The organism is Actinomadura sp. NEAU-AAG7 (assembly GCF_018603865.1).
In the GTDB taxonomy this organism is placed as follows: Bacteria; Actinomycetota; Actinomycetes; order Streptosporangiales; family Streptosporangiaceae; genus Spirillospora; species Spirillospora litoris.
On record NZ_JAHFZY010000010.1, the window covers coordinates 68,084 to 83,543 of the forward strand.

Sequence of the window (15,460 nt, forward strand, 5' to 3'; positions counted from 1 at the left end):
GGCTAGGCGGGGCTAGGCGGGGCTCGGCGCCAGGGCGTCCTGGTACAGCTCCGCGAGGATGTCGTAGGAGCGCAGGCGGTCGGCGTGGTCGTACACCATCGTGGTGACCATGACCTCGTCGACCGCCGTCCGCTCGATGAGCGCGTCCATCTGCCGGCGGACGGTCTCCGGGCCGCCGATCACCTGGTCGGCGAGCCGCGCGTCGATCATCTGGCGCTCCAGCGGCGTGTAGGGGTGCGCGGCGGTCTCCTCGGGCGTCGGCATCAGCCCCGGGTTCCCCTGCCGCAGCCGCAGGAACGCGAGCGCCTGCGGGGCGGCCATCTCGCGGGCCGCCTCGTCGGTCTCGGCGGCGGTGACCGAGACGCCGATCATCGAGTACGGCTCCTCCAGCGCGCCCGGCCGGAACGACTCGCGGTACAGCGCCAGCGCGGGCACCGTGTTCTCGGCGCTGAAGTGGTGCGCGAACGCGAACGGCAGCCCGAGCAGCCCGGCCAGCCGCGCGCTGTAGCCGCTGGACCCGAGCAGCCAGACCGGCGGCTCGTTGCCCGCGGCGGGGGTCACCTTGCTCGCGGCGTCGAAGTAGGCGCGCAGCTCGACGACCTGCTCGGGGAAGTCGTCCACCGAGAGCGCGTCGGGGGAGCGGCGCAGGGCCCGCGCGGTCGCCTGGTCGGTGCCGGGGGCGCGGCCGAGGCCGAGGTCGATGCGTCCCGGGAACAGGGCCTCAAGCGTCCCGAACTGCTCGGCGACCACCATCGGCGCGTGGTTCGGCAGCATGATCCCGCCCGATCCGACCCGGAGCGCCGACGTGGCCGCCGCGACCTGCCCGATCAGCACGGCGGTCGCGGAGCTGGCGATCCCCGGCATCGCGTGGTGCTCGGCGAGCCAGTAGCGGTGGAAGCCGAGCCGCTCGGCGTACCGGGCCAGGTCGAGGGTGTTGCGCAGGGCCTGGCCGGACGTGGAGCCGCTGACGACGGGGGCCAGGTCGAGAACGGAGAAGGGGACGCTCATAACGGGTGACAACCCGCCCGGCGGCCGTCCTCTTCCCGTTCCGAACCACCCGGTCCCCTCCGGCCTACCCGACGAGCATGGCGACCGCGGCCAGCGCCCCGCCGACGAGGGCGAGGGCGGGCAGCGGCGTGATGCACACCCACGACCACATCACCAGCCGGCGCCCGCGCTCCACCTCGCCCGACGCGAACCGCTCCTCGGCGCGGGTGTAGAGCAGCGCGGCGACCACGATCAGGGGGAAGAAGAGGAGCATCGTGAGCACGCCGAGCAGGAACGCGGCGACCTGGCCGCCGAGCGTGTAGGTGCCGTCCGCGCCGACGCCGAGCGCGAGGTGGTCAGAGGCGGCGGGGCGGTAGACGGGCTGCTGGGGGACGGCCTCGTACATGTGCACACCGATCTGGTCGTCGGAAATGTGACCCAGATCATACGCTCGGTCACCGTCGTTCGCGAGACCCGCACGTCCTCTTTCCGGTAACTGGAAGCGGGCTGTGGTAGCAGCCTGCGAAACGAGGGAGTGTCCAGCGTCGATTACCGGCCGGGGACGCGTCGCGAGGGCGCTGCGAGGGCGCGCCCAGAAGGAGGGCCGTGACCGAGTCGCCGGTCGGATCCGAGTACGCCCGTCCCCGGGACATCGTCGCCGCGTCCGCCGTCCTGCTGGTCTACGTGGTGGTGCTGGTGGTCGTGCTGGTGCAGGCGTGGCCGTCCGCGCCCGGCATCGGGCCGGACGGGCGGGTGCGCCCCCAGCCGGAGACGGTCGCCGTCCACCTGCCGGGCTGGACGCCGCACCTGACGCGGGAGGCGAGCCTGTTCGTCGTGGTGATGGCCGCCGGGGCGCTCGGCTCGGTCGTGCACGCGCTGCGCTCGCTGTACTGGTATGTCGGGAACCGCGCGCTGCGCCGGAGCTGGCTGATGATGTACCTGTTCCTGCCGCTGGTCGGCGCGCTGCTCGGGCTGGTGGTGTACCTCGTGCTGCGCGGCGGGCTGACGAGCCCGGTGGGCGGGTCGGCCGAGATCAACCCCTACGGCGTCGCGGCGATCGCCGCGCTGGTCGGGTTGTTCTCCCGGGAGACGGCGGAGAAGCTGCGGGCGGTCTTCGCGACGCTGTTCGCCCCCGCCCAGCCCGGCCGCGACCAGGCGCTGCCGCCCCGGATCACCCGGATCGAGCCGGGGTCGGGCCCGGTCGGGACCGTCGTCACGGTCCACGGCACGGGCCTCGGGGCGGCGACCGGCGTCCGGTTCGGCGACGCGGACGCGGCCGCCACCGACGTCACCGACACGCTGCTGCGGGCGAGGGTGCCGGAGGGCGCCACGACCGGCCGCGTCGTCGTCCATACCCCCGGCGGCCCGGCCACCGCCCCCGGCACCTTCACGGTGGGCTGATGCGCTGCTGAGCCGCTACTTCGTGCCGGGCAGGTGCGCGTGCCAGACGTCGTAGGCGGCGCCGGGCAGGACGCGGGGCAGCTCGGCGGTCGCGAGCCTGCCCAGCTCGGCGCCCGTGCTGGCGCTGCCGAACTGGAGCTCGGTCCCGTAGGCGGCGCGCTCCAGGTCGGCGGGGCCGGCGACCAGGCAGGTGTGGCGGGTGCCCTGGAGGTCCTCGTCCGGGATCGCCGCGCCGACGGCCAGGCTGTTGGACACCACGACCCAGCTGCCGAGGCCCGACACCTGCCGCTCGGCGCCCTGCTGCTCCCAGCGGTACTCGATGATCGGCTTGGAGAAGATCGGGACGAGCAGGTGCGACACCCCGCACGCCTGCACCTCGCGCTCCCAGCCGATCGAGCGGCTGAGGTCCTCGCAGATCAGCGTGGCCAGCCGGCCGAGGGAGGAGTCGAGCACGGCGACCCGGGTGCCGGTCGCGGTGTACTCCTCGGCGGTGCCCTCCCGCGGCGCGTCCGGCAGCCGCCACAGCCGCATCTGCGCCGCGTCCAGCGTGAAGCCCGACAGCTTGTCCTGGACGAGCAGCTCCCGGCCCGTCCAGCGGTCGATGAGCACGGCGCGGTTCGGGGGCGGGTCGCCGCCGCCGACCGGGCCGGTGCCGACCAGCAGGAACCGCAGCGGATGCCGGTCGCGGTCGCGCCCGGCGGTGTCGAAGGCGACCTCCTTCCAGTGCTCCAGCAGCGCCTCCGACAGCGAGGACTCGGGCATCACCGCGAGCTGCGCGCCCGACTCGTCCAGCCGCCGGACGATCGCCTTGATGCGGGAGCGGATCCCGGCCGAGTCCATCGGGCGGAGCCGGTAGACGGTCATGCCGAGCCGTTCCTCGAACTCGATCTCGATGTCGTCGAAGGTCTCCAGCACCGGCGCGCAGCCGACCGGGACCGGCGCGTCCCGGGAGAAGTGCGGGTCGTGGACGGCGGGCAGCACCCGGTGGTCGATCCGCTCCCACTCGGCCTGCGGGACGCGGTGGACGCCGAAGAACTCGGCCTTGGAGCGGCGCCCGAGCGGGCGGCCGGGGAAGGCGCAGCGGGGCAGCAGCGCGCCGGAGGTCTCCGGCCCGTTCAGCCTGCCCTCGGTCAGGTAGGTGACCAGGAGCCCGGTCAGCCGGGGGGCGTCGTAGTAGGGCCCGTAGGGGCTGGCGTGCGCGAGCGCGATGTCGAGCCCGAGCAGCAGCACGAACCGGCCGAGGTCGCCGCGCTCGGTGATGGTCTCCTCGACCTGCCCGGGGGGCAGTGAGCCGGTGTCGAGGACGGTCGAGGCGATGCGCTCCGCCTCCTGCCGGACCTGCGGGTCCTCGTACCAGCGGGTGGCCGTCCAGTCCTGGAAGACGCCGTCGCCGATGGCGTCGTACAGCAGGACGAACAGGTCGGCCGGTCCGATGGTGCGAGCGGATTCCGGCACATGGTCGGTCATAGGCGGCCCCCGGGGACGGCGTGCGTGTGTCACGAACGGTGGCCCGATCGTAACTCCGGTGACCGCCGCCTTTCAGTGGCATTCGCTACAGAGTCATGTGGCCGGTGGGGGAGCGTGCCCAGCATCACTTGACAGTCACTTGGCATCGAGCGCACCCTGAAGGGGTCCGGTTTCTGTTCAGCGACCGAGGAGCCGCCGTGAGCACTGGGGACGACCGCCGGGCCGAGGTCCGGCGTCTCATCGACGCGATGGAGCACAACAAGATCATCAGTGACGGCCACTTCAGCGCGCTCGGCATGCTGATCACCGACGCCTCGCTCAGCGCCGACGAGCCCGCCCTGGTCGAATGCCAGGACGGGCTCCAGTGGCTGCACCGCCACTACCTCGACGTGGAGGCGCTGGACGGCCCGCAGCGCGAGCAGCGCGGGCGCATCCTCGGCCTGATCGACGTCGTGCACTGGGCGCTGCGGCGGCTGCCGTCCGGTCTCCAGCTCGCGCTCCAGCCGGGCGGTCACGCGGCCCGCTTCCTCGTCGCGGTCGCGCGCCGGCAGGGCCTGTCGAACCAGCAGCTCGCCGCCGAACTCGGCACCGACGAGACCGAGATCAGCCGGGTGGGCCGCAGGCTGCTGTCGGCCGGCGTCGTGTGGCGCCGCAAGGAATGGCGCCACAACGCGTGGGACATCACACCCCGGGGCCGCCAGTACCTGGAGAGCTCCGGCCTGCTCCCGAACGCCCCCGCCTAGCCCCTCCCGGTTTCAAGGAGCGGGATCAGGCGGTGGAGGCCGTCGGCGCCGTGGCCGTCGGCGACGGCGCGGTCGAGCAGGTCGCGCATCGGCAGCAGCGGCGCGGGGTCCACGCCCTGCCGGACGCTCGTCTCGATGAGGGTGGGGAAGGCGATCTGGCTGGTCGCGACGCTGGAGACGTCGGTGCCGAACTCGCCCGCGTCCAGCGCCCGCGCCTGCTCGGGGAACGCGTGCATCATCGCCGCGAGCCAGTCGGTGATCATCGGCGTGAACTCCGACGCCGTGACGTCCCCGGAGCGGGCGAGCGCGATCGCGTGGTAGACGCCCGCGTACATCCCGTACATCGCGTCCAGCAGCGCGAAGTCGAGCAGCGGCGCGAGGCCGGGGTCGGCGCCCACGTGGCGCGCCTCGCCGAACGCGGCGAGGACGTCCTTGTGGCGGGTGAAGGCGTCCTCGTCGCCGGAGTACAGGATCAGCGCGCCGGGGCCCCCGATCATCTGCGGGACGGCCATGATCCCGCCGTCGAGGTAGCGGGCGCCGCGCCCGGTGACCAGGCCCGCCATCGCGCGGGCCTGGTCGGGCGCGCCGCTGGTGAGCTGGACGACCGTGCGCCCCGCGAGGGCGTCGCTCGCGAGGATCTCCTCCGCGTTCGCGTAGACGGACAGGCACACGACCACCAGCGGGCTCGCCGCGATCGCCGCACCGGCGTCCGGGGCCTGGACGGCGCCCTTCTCGACCAGCGGCGCCGCCTTGGCGGCGGAGCGGTTCCAGACCGTGACCGTGTGGCCGTCCCTCAGCAGGGCCTCGGCCAGCGCCGCTCCCATCAGGCCCAGCCCGAGAACCGTCACCGACGTCGTTCGAGTTTGCATATCGGGTCTCCCTTTCGTTGTCGCCCCCAGCCTGGGACGGCGCGCTTCGGGAACCCTTCGGGCGGCATTACGGTGGCGGTATGCGCTTCGGGGTGCTCGGTCCGCTGGAGGTGCGGACCGGGGAGGGCGTGCCGGTCCGGGTCGCCGACCTCAAGGTGCGCGCGCTGCTGGCGGATCTGCTCGCGCACGCGGGACGGGTCGTCCCGTCCGCGCGGCTGATCGACGACCTGTGGGGGGACGCGCTGCCCGCCAATCCGGCGGCGACGCTCCAGGCGCGCGTCTCCCAGCTCCGCCGCGCCCTGGAGGACGCCGAGCCCGGCGCCCGCGCGCTGGTGGAGTCGCGGCCGCCCGGCTACCGGCTGGACGCCCGCGCCGGCGACGCGGCGCGGTTCGAGGAGCTGGTGGCGCGGAGCCGGGAGGCGGCGGAGCCGTCCGTCCGCGCCGCGCTGCTGGACGAGGCGCTCGGGCTGTGGCGCGGGCCCGCCTACGCCGGGTTCGAGGACGCGGCGTTCGCCGCCCCCGAGGTCGCGCGGCTGGACGAGCTGCGCCTCTCGGCCGTGGAAGGCCGGGCCGAGGCGCGGCTGGACCTCGGCGGGCACGAGGCCCTGGCCGCCGAGCTGCGCCCGCTGGTGGCGGAGCATCCGCTGCGCGAGCGGCTCCGCGCCGCCCACATGCGCGCCCTGTACCGGACGGGCCGTCCCGCCGAGGCGCTCGCGGCCTTCGAGGAGCACCGCCGCAGGCTGCGCGACGACCTCGGCGCCGACCCCGGCCCCGGGCTCACCGCCCTGCACCGCGCGATCCTGCGGCAGGACGACGAGGCGCCGGGGGCGGCGGCGTCCAACCTGCCCGCCGAGGTGAGCCCGCTCATCGGCCGCGACGCGGACGTGCGGGACGTCGCCGGCCTGCTGGGCGCCGCGCGGCTGGTGACGCTGCACGGCCCCGGCGGCGTCGGCAAGACGCGGCTGGCGGTCGCGGCGGCGCGGCGGCACCCCGGCGCGGCCTGGCTGGTCGCGCTGGACGAGGGGGCCGCGTCCGGCGCGTCGGCCGAGGAGATCGCCACGCTGGTCGCGGGCGTGCTGGGGCTGCGCGAGGACGCGGGCATCCCGGGCGGCCCGGCGGGGCGGCTCGCCGGGGCGCTGCGCGGCAGGCGGGCGCTGCTCGTCCTGGACAACTGCGAGCATGTGGTCGAGGCGGTGGCGGGGCTGGCGGCGGCGCTGCTGCGCGACGTCCCCGACCTGCGGATACTCGCGACGAGCCGGGAGCCGCTCGGGATCGGCGGCGAGCGGCTGCGCGCGGTCGCGCCGCTGCCCGCCGAGGCGGCGGCGGAGCTGTTCACGGCGCGCGCCGGGCTCGCCGAGAGATCGGCGGCGGTCGCGGTGATCTGCGCGCGGCTCGACGGGGTCCCGCTGGCGCTGGAGCTGGCGGCCACCCGCGTGCGGGCGCTCGGCGTGGAGGAGCTGGCGCGGCGGCTGGACGACCGGTTCCGGCTGCTGTCCTCGGGCGCCCGGGACGCCCCCGCCCGGCAGCGGACGCTGCGCGCGGTCATCGACTGGAGCTACGAGCCGCTCGCCGAGGCCGAGCGGGCGATGCTGCGCCGCCTCGCCGTCCACACGGGCGGCGCGTCGCTCGACGCGGCCCTGCGCGTGAGCGCCCAGAGCGGTGTCGAGGTCCTGGCGCGGCTCGTGGACCGGTCGCTGGTCGTGGTCGGGGAGGGCCCGCGCTACCGCATGCTGGAGTCGGTCGCCGCGTACTGCGTCGAGCGGCTGCGGGAGGCGGGGGAGTACGAGGAGACGCGGCGCCGCCACGTCCGCTACTACACGGCGCTCGCCGAAGAGGCCGAGACCCGCCTGCGCGGCGCGGACCAGCGGCAGGCCCTGACCCGGATGCGCATGGAGACGGGCAACCTCAGGACCGCGCTGGACACGGCCGTCCACGAGGGCGACGCCGATTCCGCGCTGCGGCTCGTGAACGCCATGGGATGGTGCTGGTTCCTGTGGGGCCGTCCGAGCGAGGCGTGCCGCGCGCTGGCGCAGGCCCTGGCCGTCCCGGGAGGGGCGCCCGCCGCGCTGGCCAGGGCGCGGACCTGGCACGCCGGCTTCACCATGCTCGACGGCGACGGCTCCGACCGCGACGCGCGCTGCCGGGCCGCGCTCGCCGCCTACGACGCCGCCGACGGCGGCGTGGACGATCCGTGGGGGAGGGCCTGGGCGCACTGGTTCCTCGGCTTCGCCCGGACCGGGTTCGGCGACCTCGCGGTGATCGACGATCTGACCGGCGTCGCGCTGGAGGGGTTCCGGTCGCTCGGCGACGGCTGGGGCGAGGCGGCGGCGCTCGCGACCCGCGCCGCGCAGGCGGTCGCCGGGGGCGATCCCGGCGCGGCGGCCCGCGACGGCGCGCGCGCCCTGGAGCTGTTCGGCGCGGAAGGCGACCGCTGGGGGCGCCTCCAGGTCTCCGACACGCTCGGCCTGATCGCGGAGGCGACCGGCGACTACGCCCGCGCCGCCGCGCTGCACGAGGACGCGCTGCGCGACGCCGAGGGGCTCGGCCTGTGGACCGAGGCGTCCGTGCGGCTCTCCCGCCTCGGCCGGATCGCGCTGCTCACCGGCGACCATGAACGCGCCGACGACCTGCACGAGCGCGGCCGGAGGCTGGCCGTGCGCGAGTCGCACCGGCGGGCGGAGCACTTCGCCGACATCGGGCTGGCGCTCGCGGAACGGCGGCGCGGACGGCTGGAGGAGGCCGAGACCCGGCTGCGCGGCTGGCTCGACTGGTGCCGCGCCATCGACGGCGCGCCCGGCCTGGCGTTCCTGCTCGCCGAACTCGGGTTCATCGCCGAGCTGCGCGGCGACGCGGACGCGGCCCTCGCGCTGCACGCCGAGGGGCTCGCGGCGGCCCGCGCCACCGGCCACCCGCGCGCGGTCGCGCTCGCCCTAGAGGGCACGGCCGGGGCGCACGCGCTCGCCGGGCGGGTCGAGGACGCCGCCGAGGCGCTGGACGCCGCGTCCGCCGCCCGCGCCGCCGCCGGGGCGCCGCTGCCCCCGGCCGAGCGCGGCGACGTCCAGCGCATCGAGCGGCGCATCGAGCACGGCATCGAGCGGCGCGTCGAGGCCCGGGTCAGGAGCGGCGGACCATCAGCGGGAGCGTGAGCAGCATGAGCACGCCGGTCAGCAGGAACGCGGGCGGGTAGCCGGTCTGCGCGGCGACCAGCCCGAACCCGGTGCCGCCGACGCCCATCCCGCCGTCGAAGGCGAGGTTCCACACGGCGCTGACGGTCCCGTACCCGGAGAGCGGCACCTGGTCGTACATGACGGCGAGGCTCGCGTTCTGCATGACGCCGAAGCCCGCGCCGAACAGCGCCATCGCGGCCACGACCAGGGCGGGGCTGTCGGTGGCGGCGAGCCCGGCCATGCCCGTGCCCGCGGCCAGCAGCCCGGGGACGAGGAGCCGCCGGGAGCCGTGCCGGTCCCCGACCCGTCCGGCCCACCAGCGCGACAGCGTCGCGGCCGCCGCCTGGACGAGCAGCGCCGCCGCCGCGACGCCCCCGACGGCCGTCGGCAGGAACGTGACAACGATCCCCGCGCCCATCGCGGCCGCGGCGAACACGATCCCCATGCGCCGCAGCACCGGGGACCGCAGCCCGGCCAGCATCCCGAACACCTCCTCCCGCGCCTCCCCGCCGGAGGGGCGGCCGGGCAGCGCGAGCAGCGGCGGCAGCGCGGCCAGCGCCGCGACCGCGCCCGCCGCGAACACGCAGGTGTAGCCGACGTGCCCGGCGAGCCAGACGCCGAGCGGCAGCGCGCACACCGCCGGGACGCCGACGACGATCCCGGACACGCCGAGGCCCTCGGCGCGCCGCTCCGCCGGGACCAGCGACGCCACCAGCGCGCCCGTCACCACGACCATGACCGCGAAGCCCAGCCCGCGCACCAGGCTGACCGTGAGCACCGTCGGCAGGCCCGCCGAGGCCGGCAGCGCGAGCGCGGGCGGACCGAGCAGCACCAGGCCGACCGCCAGGACCCGCCGGGGGCCGTACCGGAGGACGAGTCCGGGCGTGACCAGCTCGGCCGCCACGGTCGACAGCATCAGCGCGCCGGTCGCCAGCCCGGCCGCGACGCCGTTCCCGCCGTCCCCCGCCCCGCCGGACGCCGCGTACATCGGGACGACCGAGAACAGCAGGTGGAAGCTCGTCGTCGCGCAGAAGGTGGAGACGAACAAGAGGGCCAGCGGCCTGCTGACGAGTGGGGGGCGGGTGACCGGAGCCCCCCGGACGGGCCGGACCTGCTCGCTCATGCCGCTGACCGTAAGGGGTGAATGATCCCCTGCATAACCAATTTCCATGGCGCTCGGGTGCGCCGGTTCGCGGCCGCCGAACCGGTGCGCCGCTAAGGGCCCGGCAGCGTCAGCAGGACGACGGCGGAACCCGCGCCGACGAGGCCGGCCGCCTGCGCGGCCGAGAGGCGCTCGCGCAGGGCGGTGACGCCGAGCAGTACCGGCACCACCGGGTACAGCGAGGACAGCACGACCGCGACGACGACGAGCTGCTGCCGCGTGGCCAGCAGGTAGAGGACGAGCGCCGCCGCCGCGATCCCGCCGGTCAGCGCCGAGCCGGCCGCGACCCGGCCCGCCGGGAACCGCCGCGCGTCCTCCGTGCCCCGGACGTCCGGCCAGGCGGCGGGGGCGATCGCGAGGACCGCCGCGACCCGTCCGATCGCGACGGGGCAGATCCCGGCGTCCGCGCCCGTCCGGGCGAGCGCGAGGTACTGCACGCCGATCCCGGCTCCCGCGAGGAGCCCGTTCACGACCGCCGGGCGGGTGGTCCCCTCGCCGTCCGGCGCCGACCGCGACACCAGCCACAGCGCGGGCAGCACCACGGCGATCCCCGTCCAGGCCGCCGCCGTCGGGCGGTCGCCGAGGAAGGCCACCCCGGCGGCGACCGGCAGCGCCACCCCGCCGACCGCGCTGACCGGCACCGTCACGCTCATGTGCCCCCGGCTGAGCCCCCGGTAGAGGAACACCATGCCGAAGCCCGTCCCGACGCCGGAGAGCGCGCCCCAGCCGAGGTCGGCGGCGGTGACGCCCGGCGCGGGCACGAGCAGCGCGGCGACCAGCGCGCAGGCGAGGCCGCCGAGCTGGCCGAGCAGCGCGACGCCCGCGAACCCCGCGCGCCGCGACAGCAGCCCGCCCGCCACGTCGGCGACGCCGTAGGCGAACGCCGAGCCCAGCGCGGCCCAGGCTCCCGTCACCGTTCCGCCGCGTCGCGTTCGGCCTGGCCGACGGGGCAGACGGCGCCCTCGGTGCAGCAGGCCCGGTCGCACATGCGGCACAGGACATCGGCGTCGCCGATCTGCCCGTACAGGCGGGTGAGCAGCTTCGACAGCAGCGCGGTCAGCGCCTCGCGCTCGTCGTCCCCAAGGACCGTGAGCGTTCCGGCGAGCGGGGCGGCGCGGGCGCCGAGCATCCGCGCCGCCGCCTCCCCGCCCCGCCGGGTGAGGCGGACGTGGACCGCGCGCCCCCCGGACCGGCGGCGTTCGGCGAGGCCCGCCGCCTCCAGCCCGTCCACCATGCGCGCGGCGGCGGACTGGGTGAGGCCGACCCGCCGCCCGAGTTCGGTGACGCCGAGGCCGGGCGCGGCCGACAGCACGATCAGCGCCGCGGCGCCGCTCGCGCTCACCCCGGCCGCCTCGGTGGCCTCGGCGAGCACGAGGTCGGTCACCGCCAGCGCGGTGGCCCCGAGCAGGTTCGCCAGGCGTTCATGCATGACTCATGCATAACAAGCGGGCCGGGCGGAACGCAACCCGCGCGTCCGGGCGTGCGATGCTGGCGGCATGGAGCGTGAGGCACCGGTCACTCCCGGAGACGGACGGCGGCGCATCCCCCGCACCGACGTGCTGCTCGCCGACCCGCGCCTCACCGCCGCGGCCGGCCGGCTCGGCCGCGGCGTCGTGAAGGCGGCCGTGGTCACCGCGCAGCGGCGGGCGCGGGCGGGCGAGATCCCGGTGGACACCGTGGCGGACGCGGCGGTCGCGGCGCTGCCGGGCACCGCGTCGGGGCTGCGGGCCGTGGTCAACGCGACCGGCGTCCTGCTGCACACCAACCTCGGGCGGGCGCCGCTGTCGGCGGCGGCGCGGGAGGCCGTCCTGCTCGCCTCCGGCGCGACCGACGTCGAACTCGACCTGGCGACCGGGACGCGGGCGCGGCGCGGCCGGTCGGCGCTGGCCGCGCTGCTGGAGCGGGTGCCGCCCGCCGGGGCCGCGCACATCGTCAACAACGGCGCGGCGGCGCTCGTGCTGGCCGCGACCGCGCTCGCCCCCGGCCGGGAGATCATCGTCAGCCGGGGCGAGCTGGTGGAGATCGGCGACGGCTTCCGCATCCCCGAACTGCTCGCCGCGACCGGCGCGCGGCTGCGGGAGGTCGGCACCACCAACCGCACCTCGCCCGAGGACTACGCGGCGGCGGTCGGCGCCGAGACGGGCTTCGTGCTGAAGGTCCACCCGTCCAACTTCCTGATGACCGGGTTCACGCGCGAGGCCGAGGTGGCGGAGCTGACCGGCCTCGGCGTCCCGGTCGTCGTCGACATCGGCTCCGGGCTGCTCGCCCCCGACCCGCTGCTGCCGGACGAGCCCGACGCCTCCGGACGGCTCGCGGCGGGCGCCGACCTCGTCACGGCCTCGGGCGACAAGCTGCTCGGCGGCCCGCAGTGCGGGATCGTCCTCGGCCGCGACGACCTCGTGCGGCGGATGGCGCGGCATCCGCTGGCGCGGGCGCTGCGCGTCGACAAGATGACGCTCGCGGCGCTGGAGGCGACGCTCCGGGGCCCGCGCACGCCCACCGCCGAGGCCCTGCACGCCGACGCCGCCGTGCTGCGCGACCGGGCGGAGCGGCTCGCCGCCGCGCTCCGCGACGAGGGCGTGGACGCGCGCGCCGTGGCCAGCGAGGCCGCCGTCGGCGGCGGCGGCGCGCCGGGCGTCGTGCTGCCGAGCGCGGCGGTGTCGCTGCCGGAGCCCTACGCGGCGCGGCTCCGCCGGGGCGACCCGGCGGTCATGGGACGGGTGGAGGACGGCCGGTGCCTGCTCGACCTGCGCGCCGTCCCCGAAGCGCGGGACACCGACATCCACGCGGCGGTGAGCGCCCGGAAAGGGATCTGAATGCATGTCGTCGCCACCGCCGGCCACGTCGACCACGGCAAGTCGACGCTGGTCAGGGCGCTCACCGGGATGGAGCCCGACCGGCTGGAGGAGGAGCGGCGCCGCGGCCTGACGATCGAGCTGGGCTTCGCCTGGACCGAACTCGCCGGGGCCCCGCTCGCGTTCGTGGACGTGCCGGGGCACGAGCGGCTCGTCACCACGATGCTCGCGGGCGTGGGGCCCGTCCCGGCGGTGATGTTCGTGGTCGCCGCCGACCAGGGCTGGCAGCGGCAGTCCGCCGAGCACCTGGAGGTGCTGGACGCGTTCGGCGTGCGGCACGGGCTGCTCGTCGTCTCGCGCGCGGACCTCGCCGAACCGGGCGCCGCCGCCCGCGTCCGCGACGACGCGCTGTCCCGGATCGCCGCCACATCCCTCGGCGAGGTCGAGGACGCGGCGGTCAGCGGCGTCACCGGCCACGGCATGGACGGCCTGCGTGCCGCCCTCCACCGGCTGACCGGCGCGCTGCCCCCGCCCGACCCGGGCGCGGACGTGCGCCTCTGGGTGGACCGGGTGTTCACCGTCCAGGGCCGGGGCACGGTCGTGACCGGCACGCTCGGCGCCGGAACGATCCGCGTCGGCGACCGCCTCGCGTCCGCGACCGGCGGCGGCCGCTACCGCGTGCGGGGCCTGCAAAGCCTCAAACGCGACCGGGCCGAGGTCGGCGGCGTCGCCCGCGTCGCCGTCAACCTGCACGGCGGCGCCGACGGGCTGCGGCGCGGCGACGCGCTCCTGGCGCCGGAGCGCTGGCTCACCGCCGACGTGATCGACGTCCGGCTGCGCGGCGACGCGTCCCCCGACCTGCCGAGGGAGCTGACGCTGTACGTGGGGACGGCGGCCGTGCCGGTGCGCGTCCGCCCGCTCGGCGGCGACACGGCGCGGCTGACGCTCGCCCGGCCGCTGCCCCTGCGCGTCGGCGACGCCGCGTTGCTGCGCGACCCGGGGCGGCACCGCGTCCCGGCGGGCGTCACGGTGCTGGACGTCCGGCCGGGCCGGTTCGCGCGGCGCGGCGCGGCGGCGGCGCGGGCGCGCGAGCTGGCGGCCATGACCGGTGTCCCCGACGGGGCGGACGAGCTGCGCCGCCGCGGCCTGGTCCGCCGCCCCGACCTGGTCGCGATGGGCGTCCCGGCGCCGTCGGAGCCGGTCGCGGGGGACTGGCTCGCCGACCCCGGCCACTGGGCCGCGCTCGGCGACCGGCTCGCCGCGGTCGTCGAGGAGCACGCGGCCCGCCACCCGACCGACCCCGGGATGCCCGCCGACGCCGCCCGCCACGCGCTCGGCCTGCCCGACCGCGCCCTCGTCGAGGCGCTGGCCGCGCGGGCCGCGCTGCGGACGCGCGGCGGCCGGATCTACGGCAGCGCCACCGCGCCCGCGCTGCCGCCGCCCGTCCAGGCGGCGGTGGACGCCGTCCGGCGCGACCTCGCGGACGACCCGTTCCGCGCGCCCGACGCGGGCCGGCTCGCCGACCTCGGCCTCACCCCGAAGCTGCTCGCGGCGGCGGCGGCGGCGGGCGCGCTGCTGCGGATCGCCGACGGGATCGTGCTGCTGCCGGGCGCGGACGAGCGGGCCGCCGGGATCCTCGCGGGACTGGGCCGGCCCTTCACGGTCAGTGACGCTCGGCGCACGCTGGGTACCACTCGTCGCGTCGCCGTCCCGCTCATGGAGCATCTCGACGCGCGCGGGTACACCGTACGGGTGGACGACCTCCGGCGGCGTTGCCGCGTTCACCCCGAAAGGACACCATGACGACGATCGACCATCAGCGGCTCACCGGCTACGCGAGCGGCGGGGGCTGCGCCTCCAAGATCCCGCCGGGCGAGCTGGAGGAGGTCGTGGGCCGCCTCGCCGCGCTCGCCTCCCCCGCCCCCCGGGCGGAGCTGCTGATCGGGTTCGACACCGGCGACGACGCGGCCGTGGTCCGGCTGCCGGGCGCCGCGGACGGCCTCGCCGCCGTCGCCACCGCCGACTTCTTCACCCCCGTCGTCGACGACCCCTACGACTGGGGGCGGATCGCCGCCGCCAACGCGCTCTCCGACGTGTACGCGGTCGGCGGCCGCCCGCTCGTCGCGGTGAACCTGCTCGCCTGGCCGCGCGACGCGCTCCCCTTCGAGCTGGCCCGCGAGGTGCTGCGCGGCGGCCTGCACGTCGCGACCGAGGCGGGCTGCCTGGTCGGCGGCGGCCACAGCGTGGACGACGTCGAGCCGAAGTACGGGATGGCGGTGACCGGCGTCGCCGACCCCGACCTGCTGCTCCGCAACGACCGGGGCCGGCCGGGGATGCCGCTGACGCTGACCAAGCCGCTCGGCGTCGGCGTCCTGAATAACCGCCACAAGGCGACCGGCGAGGTGTTCGAGCACGCCGTGGAGACGATGGCCGAGCTGAACCGGGCCGCCTGCGCGGCCGCGCTCGACGCGGGCGCCGTCTGCGCCACCGACGTCACCGGGTTCGGGCTGCTCGGGCACCTGTACAAGCTGGCCCGCGCGTCCGGGGTGACCGCCGTGCTCGACTCCGCCGCCGTCCCCTACCTGCACGGGGCGCGCGAGTCCGCCCGCGCGGGCTACGTCAGCGGCGGCACCCGCCGCAACCTCGACTGGGTCGCCCCGCACACCGACTTCGGCGCGGCCGACGAGGTCACGCGGCTGCTGCTCGCCGACGCCCAGACCTCCGGCGGCCTGCTCGTCGCGGGCGAGATCCCCGGCGCGCCCGTCATCGGCGAGCTGGTGCCCGCCGGTGAGCACGCCATCGTGGTCCGCTGATTCGTGGTCCGCTGATTCGTGGTCCGCTGGATCGTGGTCCGCCGACCCGCGCCCGG

The 15,460-nt window shown here is 76.7% G+C and carries 13 protein-coding genes; 6 read left to right on the forward strand and 7 right to left on the reverse strand.

All coding sequences use genetic code 11. The features are described 5' to 3' along the window. Positions 1–12 precede the first annotated feature (12 nt). Both KLI87_RS35450 and KLI87_RS35455 read right to left on the reverse strand, forming a co-directional pair. On the reverse strand, positions 13–1,008 hold the full coding sequence (locus KLI87_RS35450; RefSeq protein WP_214620513.1) for an LLM class flavin-dependent oxidoreductase: 996 nt from the start codon (positions 1,006–1,008) through the stop codon (positions 13–15). Positions 1,009–1,072: 64 nt separating this feature from the next. Then, positions 1,073–1,393 carry a hypothetical protein gene (locus KLI87_RS35455; RefSeq protein ID WP_156217958.1) on the reverse strand — a complete coding sequence of 107 codons (321 nt, stop codon included), beginning with the start codon at positions 1,391–1,393 and terminating at the stop codon, positions 1,073–1,075. A 200-nt stretch (positions 1,394–1,593) separates the two neighbouring features. Between KLI87_RS35455 and KLI87_RS41755 the strand changes: the two genes are divergently transcribed. After that, positions 1,594–2,388, forward strand: coding sequence for an IPT/TIG domain-containing protein (locus KLI87_RS41755; protein ID WP_156217959.1), 795 nt, complete (start codon positions 1,594–1,596; stop codon positions 2,386–2,388). Positions 2,389–2,403: 15 nt separating this feature from the next. On the opposite strand, the gene KLI87_RS35465 is transcribed toward KLI87_RS41755, so the two are convergent. Beyond that, positions 2,404–3,843 carry a hypothetical protein gene (locus tag KLI87_RS35465; RefSeq protein WP_214620514.1) on the reverse strand — a complete coding sequence of 480 codons (1,440 nt, stop codon included), beginning with the start codon at positions 3,841–3,843 and terminating at the stop codon, positions 2,404–2,406. A 209-nt stretch (positions 3,844–4,052) separates the two neighbouring features. Between KLI87_RS35465 and KLI87_RS35470 the strand changes: the two genes are divergently transcribed. After that, positions 4,053–4,598: a hypothetical protein gene (locus KLI87_RS35470; protein WP_156217961.1), complete on the forward strand. Its 546-nt coding sequence runs from the start codon at positions 4,053–4,055 to the stop codon at positions 4,596–4,598. Here KLI87_RS35470 and KLI87_RS35475 read toward each other — a convergent pair. Further along, on the reverse strand, positions 4,595–5,467 hold the full coding sequence (locus tag KLI87_RS35475) for an NAD(P)-dependent oxidoreductase (protein ID WP_214620515.1): 873 nt from the start codon (positions 5,465–5,467) through the stop codon (positions 4,595–4,597). The two genes, KLI87_RS35470 and KLI87_RS35475, sit on opposite strands and share 4 nt — an antisense overlap. 80 nt (positions 5,468–5,547) lie before the next feature. Between KLI87_RS35475 and KLI87_RS35480 the strand changes: the two genes are divergently transcribed. After that, positions 5,548–8,613, forward strand: a complete 3,066-nt coding sequence (locus KLI87_RS35480) for a BTAD domain-containing putative transcriptional regulator (RefSeq protein WP_214620516.1) — start codon at positions 5,548–5,550, stop codon at positions 8,611–8,613. Here KLI87_RS35480 and KLI87_RS35485 read toward each other — a convergent pair. The 3 genes from KLI87_RS35485 to KLI87_RS35495 all read right to left on the reverse strand — a co-directional run bounded on the left by KLI87_RS35485 (position 8,582) and on the right by KLI87_RS35495 (position 11,225). Next, positions 8,582–9,757, reverse strand: coding sequence for an MFS transporter (locus tag KLI87_RS35485; protein ID WP_214620517.1), 1,176 nt, complete (start codon positions 9,755–9,757; stop codon positions 8,582–8,584). The two genes, KLI87_RS35480 and KLI87_RS35485, sit on opposite strands and share 32 nt — an antisense overlap. 92 nt (positions 9,758–9,849) lie before the next feature. Continuing rightward, positions 9,850–10,710: an EamA family transporter gene (locus KLI87_RS35490; RefSeq protein WP_214620518.1), complete on the reverse strand. Its 861-nt coding sequence runs from the start codon at positions 10,708–10,710 to the stop codon at positions 9,850–9,852. Then, positions 10,707–11,225 (reverse strand): MarR family winged helix-turn-helix transcriptional regulator, encoded by a 519-nt coding sequence (locus tag KLI87_RS35495; RefSeq protein WP_214620519.1) that lies wholly within the window; start codon positions 11,223–11,225, stop codon positions 10,707–10,709. The genes KLI87_RS35490 and KLI87_RS35495 overlap by 4 nt, the downstream gene beginning before the upstream one ends. Positions 11,226–11,292: 67 nt before the next feature. Between KLI87_RS35495 and selA the strand changes: the two genes are divergently transcribed. Genes selA through selD form a run of 3 tightly spaced genes read left to right on the forward strand, consistent with a single transcriptional unit; the run spans position 11,293 to position 15,404 of the window. Continuing rightward, positions 11,293–12,612: an L-seryl-tRNA(Sec) selenium transferase gene (gene selA / locus KLI87_RS35500; protein WP_214620520.1), complete on the forward strand. Its 1,320-nt coding sequence runs from the start codon at positions 11,293–11,295 to the stop codon at positions 12,610–12,612. Then, entirely contained in the window at positions 12,613–14,394 is a 1,782-nt protein-coding gene (locus KLI87_RS35505; RefSeq protein WP_214620521.1) for a selenocysteine-specific translation elongation factor, read from the forward strand. It begins immediately after the preceding gene. Further along, positions 14,391–15,404, forward strand: a complete 1,014-nt coding sequence (selD, locus tag KLI87_RS35510; protein ID WP_214620522.1) for a selenide, water dikinase SelD — start codon at positions 14,391–14,393, stop codon at positions 15,402–15,404. The genes KLI87_RS35505 and selD overlap by 4 nt, the downstream gene beginning before the upstream one ends. Positions 15,405–15,460 lie beyond the last annotated feature (56 nt).

Excerpts from the sequence above, each read along its gene's own strand:
- KLI87_RS35450 (WP_214620513.1), bottom strand. The coding sequence starts at position 1,008 with ATGAGCGTCCCCTTCTCCGTTCTCGACCTGGCCCCCGTCGTCAGCGGC.
- KLI87_RS35455 (WP_156217958.1), bottom strand. The coding sequence starts at position 1,393 with ATGTACGAGGCCGTCCCCCAGCAGCCCGTCTACCGCCCCGCCGCCTCT.
- KLI87_RS35475 (WP_214620515.1), bottom strand. The coding sequence starts at position 5,467 with ATGCAAACTCGAACGACGTCGGTGACGGTTCTCGGGCTGGGCCTGATG.
- KLI87_RS35480 (WP_214620516.1), top strand. The coding sequence starts at position 5,548 with ATGCGCTTCGGGGTGCTCGGTCCGCTGGAGGTGCGGACCGGGGAGGGC.
- KLI87_RS35485 (WP_214620517.1), bottom strand. The coding sequence starts at position 9,757 with ATGAGCGAGCAGGTCCGGCCCGTCCGGGGGGCTCCGGTCACCCGCCCC.
- KLI87_RS35495 (WP_214620519.1), bottom strand. The coding sequence starts at position 11,225 with ATGCATGAACGCCTGGCGAACCTGCTCGGGGCCACCGCGCTGGCGGTG.
- selA (WP_214620520.1), top strand. The coding sequence starts at position 11,293 with ATGGAGCGTGAGGCACCGGTCACTCCCGGAGACGGACGGCGGCGCATC.
- KLI87_RS35505 (WP_214620521.1), top strand. The coding sequence starts at position 12,613 with ATGCATGTCGTCGCCACCGCCGGCCACGTCGACCACGGCAAGTCGACG.
- selD (WP_214620522.1), top strand. The coding sequence starts at position 14,391 with ATGACGACGATCGACCATCAGCGGCTCACCGGCTACGCGAGCGGCGGG.